Annotated in this window: 1 protein-coding gene; it reads left to right on the top strand. The window is 59.6% G+C overall.

The window, feature by feature from the left end; translation table 11 throughout:
- Window positions 1-345: 345 nt before the first annotated feature.
- Window positions 346-834 carry a transposase gene (locus P3T23_RS47855; RefSeq protein ID WP_429322982.1) on the top strand — a complete coding sequence of 163 codons (489 nt, stop codon included), beginning with the start codon at window positions 346-348 and terminating at the stop codon, window positions 832-834.
- The last annotated feature ends 175 nt before the right edge of the window (window positions 835-1009 follow it).

The raw sequence follows: 1009 nt of genomic DNA, 5'->3' as shown, positions 1-1009 counted from the left end.
CTGGTGCCCGACAATCTGAAATCGGGCGTCCACAAGCCGGGGTTCTACGATCCGGACATCAATCCAACCTACCAGGAAATGGCCCGGCATTACTCAGTAACAGCAGGTGACGCCCACGCGTATAACCAGAGTCTGGGAAAGCGCGGGATGATACAGCCTGTATTTTCCAGACGGTGAACTGAAGGCCCAGTTCATCAACGCGAGGCCCCATACGCGCGGGGTGTCGGGCCGCGAGCCGACCTGTACGGCCGGTTCATCGAGCTGATCTACACGTTCTACCGGCTATGTGGCCTATTACTGGTCCACCCGTGGACTGGACATTCCGGTGCCCAGCTTCGGCCATTTGTGCGACCGGTTTGCCGCGCTGGAGGTGAGCGTCACGCAGCGCTGCGGGCAGTTGGCAAAACGGCTGGCAAGAGGCGAAGCCGTGAGCCTGATCATCGACAGCACGGGGCTAGGCTTCGGGCGGGCCAGTCAGTGGTACGAAGAAAATACGGTCAGAAGGCCACGCGCACGCCGTGGCGCAAGATGCAGTTGTCCATCGACCCGCAGATGAACATTCACGCGATCAGTATCACGACCGCCGAAGTGTCGGACAGCGAAGGCATGGACACCGTGCTGCCTGCGAATCTGCCGGTGGATAAGGTCATTGCCGATGGCGAGTACTACAGCATTGAGCGTACCGAAGCGCTATCACGCGAGGGCACGCCCGTCATCCTACTGCCGGCTCACGCCATCGGCGCATCATCAAGCCTACAGTCGTCGGTAAAGCCGCCTGAAGACAACGCGCTGCGTATTCCACGCAAAGAGAACAGCCATTCCAGGGCAAAGTGAATCGTGATTCCACGGCAAAGTGAAGAAGGATTCCACGCCATCGCGAACAAACTGAGCGCAGCGACGCGGGACCTTTATCTTTTTACTCGGACTGCGGCTTTGCGGTCAATCGACTGCGCGTCTTGCGCAGCGATTCGCCCGCGAGCGTGATGCGATGAGCGTTGTGCACCAGCCG

It is taken from the genome of Paraburkholderia sp. GAS448, from assembly GCF_050435685.1.
Taxonomy (GTDB): domain Bacteria; phylum Pseudomonadota; class Gammaproteobacteria; order Burkholderiales; family Burkholderiaceae; genus Paraburkholderia.
This window is presented reverse-complemented; position numbering and strand designations above follow the sequence as displayed.